Source organism: Staphylococcus sp. HMSC055C03 (assembly GCF_001809385.1).
Taxonomy (GTDB): Bacteria; Bacillota; Bacilli; order Staphylococcales; family Staphylococcaceae; genus Staphylococcus; species Staphylococcus simulans.
In genome coordinates this window covers 37,613-42,545 of record NZ_KV797505.1, presented here as the reverse complement: position 1 = coordinate 42,545, position 4,933 = coordinate 37,613, and the positions used below count along the sequence as shown (strand labels likewise).

Sequence of the window (4,933 nt, the reverse complement as noted above, 5' to 3'; positions counted from 1 at the left end):
CCTTTGTCGCCTTTTTCTCCTTTAGGAATCACAATTTCACGTCCATCACTGAATGTGACTTTTGTAGAACCGTCAGGTTGAACTTCGCTACCAGTGACTGTAATTGATTGACCATCTTTACCATCCACGCCGTCTTTTGCTTTCGGAATGACAACTTTAGAACCGTCGCTGAATGTCACTTCAGTATTGCCTTCTGGTGTTTGTGTTGAACCTGTGATTGTTAATGGAGCCGCATCTTTACCAGCTGCACCTGTATCACCTTTATCTCCTTTTGGAATTGTGACTGTTTTACCATCTGAGAATGTCACAACTGTGTTGCCATCTGCATCAGGTTTTGAACTATCTACCGTTACAGATTGACCATCAGCACCTTTAGGAATTGTGATGACTTTACCGTCAGAGAATGTGACTTTTGTAGCGCCTTCTGGAGTTGTTTCAGTACTTGTAATTGTGATTGAAGTACCTGGGTCACCTTTATCTCCTTTTTCACCTTTAGGAATGATGACATCATGACCATCACTGAATGTAAGTTTTGTTGAACCATCTGGTTGAACAGCTGTTTCAGTGATTGTGATTGATTGACCATCTTTACCATTCACACCATCTTTGGCTTTTGGAATTGTCGCATGTGAACCATCGCTGAAGTCTAATATTGTATTACCGTCAGGATCTTGAGATGTACCAGTGACTGTAAGTGGGGCTGCGTCTTTACCAGCTTCACCTTTGTCGCCTTTTTCACCTTTCGCAATCGTGATAGATGTACCATCAGAGAATGTCACTTTCGAATTACCTTCTGGTGTTGTTTCAGTAGCGGTAATTGTGATTGCTTTACCGTCTTTACCATCTACGCCGTCTTTAGCTTTCGGAATGACAACTTTAGATCCGTCTGAGAATGTGACTTCTGTATTGCCATCTTTATCTGGAGCAACGTTTTGAACTGTAATAGATTGACCATCTTTACCGTTTGCGCCGGTTGCGCCAGTATCACCTTTATCCCCTTTAGAAATGACAGCTTGTGAACCATCACTGAAGTGAACGACTGTATTACCAACATCATCTTTTGTTGTTTCAGTGACTGTTAATGGTGCTGCATCTTTACCAGCTGCACCTGTATCACCTTTGGCACCTTTAGGAATTGTTACTTCTTTGCCATCAGAGAAGACAACTTTTGTATCGCCGTTTTCTTGTGGTGTCACACTTGTGATTGTGATAGATGTACCATCTTTTCCGTCAGCACCCGCTGCGCCTGTGTCACCTTTGTCGCCTTTAGAAACAGTGGCAGTGCTACCGTCGCTGAAGTGAATCACGGTATTGCCATCCGCATCTTTTTCAGAACCTGTAACTGTAAGAGGTTTAGCATCTTGTCCGGCATCACCTTTGTCGCCTTTAGGGATTGTTACTTTTTTACCATCGCTGAAGACAACTTCAGAATCACCATTTGGTAATTTATTGATTTGATCAACAGTTACTGAAGTACCGTCTGCACCTTTTTCACCAGCGTCACCTTTATCTCCTTTAGAGATTGTCGCAGTTCCGCCATCGCTGAAGTGGATGACTGTGTTGCCATCTTTATCTTTTTCAGTACTTTGAACAGTTAACGGTGCAGCATCTGCGCCTTTTTCACCTTGTGCACCAGTTTCACCTTTGTCCCCTTTAGCACCTTTTGGAATAGTCACTTTTGTGCCATCTGAGAATGTCACTTCGATATCGCCATTATCTAAAGGTTTTGTGCCTTGAACTGTGATTGAGTCACCTGCATCACCTTTTGCGCCTTTAGGGATTGTAATCTTAGTTCCATCTGAGAATGTTACTTCATTATCACCATTATCAAGCACTTTACTTGAAGTAATTGTGATTGATTTACCATCTACACCGGCTGCGCCAGTTTCACCTTTGTCGCCTTTGTTGATTGTAATAGAGTGACCATCTGAGAAGTTAACTTTCGTATTACCTTCAGGTGTAGTTTCTGTACCTGTGATAGTGATTGAAGCACCATCTTTACCAGCTTCACCTTGAGCACCTGTGTCGCCTTTCGCGCCTTTAGGAATCACAACTTGTGAACCATCACTGAATGTTACAACTGTATCACCATCCGCATTTGGTTCAGATGATTTTACTGTAATAGATGCGCCATCTTTACCGTTAGGAACTGTAATTGATTTACCATCACTAAATGTAACTTTTGTGCCATCTGGTGTTTGTTCAGAGCTTTGAACAGTCACTGAAGTACCGTCTGCGCCTTTTTCACCTGCAGCACCTGTATCACCTTTATCCTCTTTAGGAATTTCAAGTGTTTTACCGTCTGAGAATGTCACTTGTTTATTACCATTTGGTAATGTTTCAGTTTTTGTGATTGTCACTGATGTACCATCTTTACCTTTTGGCACTGTGATAGATTGACCATCAGAGAATGTCACTTTTGTATCCCCGTTTGCTTGTGGTTCGATACTTGCGATTGTGATAGACGTACCATCTTTACCAGCTGCACCTGTATCACCTTTCGCACCTGTATCACCTTTATCTCCTTTAGAGACTGTTGCTGTTTGACCATCACTGAAGTGAATAACAGTGTTGCCCGCTTCATCTTTAGTAGTTTCTGTAACTGTGAGTGGTTTAGCGTCTGCGCCAGCTGCGCCTGTATCGCCTTTTTCACCTTTAGGAATTGTTAATTCTTTGCCATCTGAGAAGACTACTTTTGTATCGCCATTGGCTTGTGGTTCGATACTCTTAATTGAAACAGATTCGCCTTTTTCACCAGTAGCACCAGTTGCGCCTGTCGCACCTGTATCGCCTTTATCTCCTTTAGAGATAGTCGCTGTTGAGTTATCACTGAAGTGAACAACTGTATTGCCAGCCGCATCTTTAGTTTCACCAGTAACTGTTAATGGTGCAGCGTCTTTACCATTCGCTCCAGCTGCGCCTGTTTCACCTTTATCCCCTTTAGAGACAGTGGCTGTTTGGCCATCGCTGAAGTGAATAACTGTGTTGCCTTCTGGATCTTTAGTTGTGCTAGTTACTGTAAGTGGTTCAGCGTCTTTACCAGCTGCACCTGTGTCACCTTTCGCACCTTTAGGAATTGTTAATTCTTTACCATCTGAGAAGATAACTTTTGTATCGCCATTGGCTTGTGGTTCGATACTCTTAATTGAAACAGATTCACCTTTTTCACCTGTCGCACCTGTATCGCCTTTATCTCCTTTAGAGATGACTGCTTGTGAACCGTCACTGAAGTGAACGACTGTATTGCCAGCTGCATCTTTATCAGTTTTTGTGACTGTTAATGGCGCTGCATCTTTACCAGCTGCACCTGCATCACCTTTAGCTCCTTTAGGGATAGTAACGTTGCTGCCATCACTAAAGTGTACAACAGTATTGCCGTCTTTATCTGGAGCAGAACTTTCTACAGTTACAGATTGACCATCTTTACCTTTTGGTATTGTGATAACATGTCCATCACTGAATGTAACTTTTGTATCTCCAGTTGGTGTTGTTTCAGTGTTTGTGATAGTAACTGAAGTACCATCTGCACCTTTTTCACCTGTGGCACCAGTTTCACCTTTGTCACCTTTAGAAACAGTCGCTGTTTGACCATCACTGAAGTGGATGACTGTATTACCATCAGCATCTTTAGTTGTGCTAGTTACTGTAAGTGGTTTAGCGTCTGCGCCGGCTGCACCTGTATCACCTTTGGCCCCTTTTGGAATTGTTAATTCTTTACCATCTGAGAAGATGACTTTTGTATCACCATTGGCTTGTGGTGTGATACTTGTGATTGAAATTGAATCACCTTTTTCACCTTTCTCACCAGTAGCTCCGGTAGCACCTGTTTCACCAGTCGCACCTTGTGCACCCGTATCACCTTTGTCTCCTTTAGAAATAACGGCTTGTGAACCATCACTAAAGTGTACAACAGTATTTCCAGCTGCATCTTTATCAGTTTTTGTGACTGTTAATGGTGCGGCGTCTTTACCAGCTGCACCTACGTCACCTTTATCTCCTTTAGAAACAGTTGCTGTTTGACCATCGCTGAAATGGATCACTGTATTACCTTCAGGGTCTTTTGTTGTTTCTGTGACTGTAAGAGGTTTAGCATCCGCACCTGCTGCGCCTGTATCACCCTTGTCACCTTTCGCACCCTTAGGAATTGTTAATTCTTTACCGTCTGAGAAGACTACTTTTGTATCACCATTGGCTTGTGGTGTGATACTTGTGATTGAAATTGAATCACCTTTTTCGCCTTTAGCACCTGTTTCACCAGTTGCACCTTGTGCCCCAGTATCACCTTTGTTCCCTTTAGAGATTGTTGCGTGAGAACCATCACTGAAGTTCACAATTGTATTGCCTTGCGCATCTTTAGTTTCACCAGTCACTGTTAACGGTGCGGCATCTTTACCTGCGGCACCTGTTGCGCCTGTGTCCCCTTTATCTCCTTTAGGAATTTCAAGTTTCTTACCGTCTGAGAATGTTACTTCTTTATTTCCATTAGGAAGTGTTTTAGTTTCAGTAATTGTAACTGAAGTACCATCTTGACCTTTAGGAATTTCGAATGATTTTCCATCAGTAAAGGTTACTTTTGTTGTACCGTCAGCTAATGTTTCGATTTTATCGATTCCAATAGATGTACCGTTTTTACCCGGATCTCCTTTAGCACCTTGAGCTCCTGTTTCACCACGGTCACCTTTATCTACAGTAATTGTAGAGCCATCACTAAAGTGTACTAATGTATTACCTTGACCATCTTTTTCAGATGAAGTTACTGTCAATGGTGCGGCATCTTTACCTGCGGCACCTGTTGCACCTGTATCACCTTTAGAAATTGTAGCGGTTTTACCATCGCTGAAATGTACAACTGTGTTGCCAGCTGCGTCTTTTGTTTCTTTAACAACTGTTAACGGCGCTGCATCTTCTCCTTTATCTCCCTTAGCACCTTTTG

1 protein-coding gene is annotated in these 4,933 nt (G+C 42.5%); it reads right to left on the bottom strand.

The window, feature by feature from the left end:
• Positions 1–4,933 (bottom strand): beta strand repeat-containing protein (locus tag HMPREF2603_RS09270; RefSeq protein ID WP_398575020.1); only part of this gene is annotated, 4,933 nt, incomplete at both ends.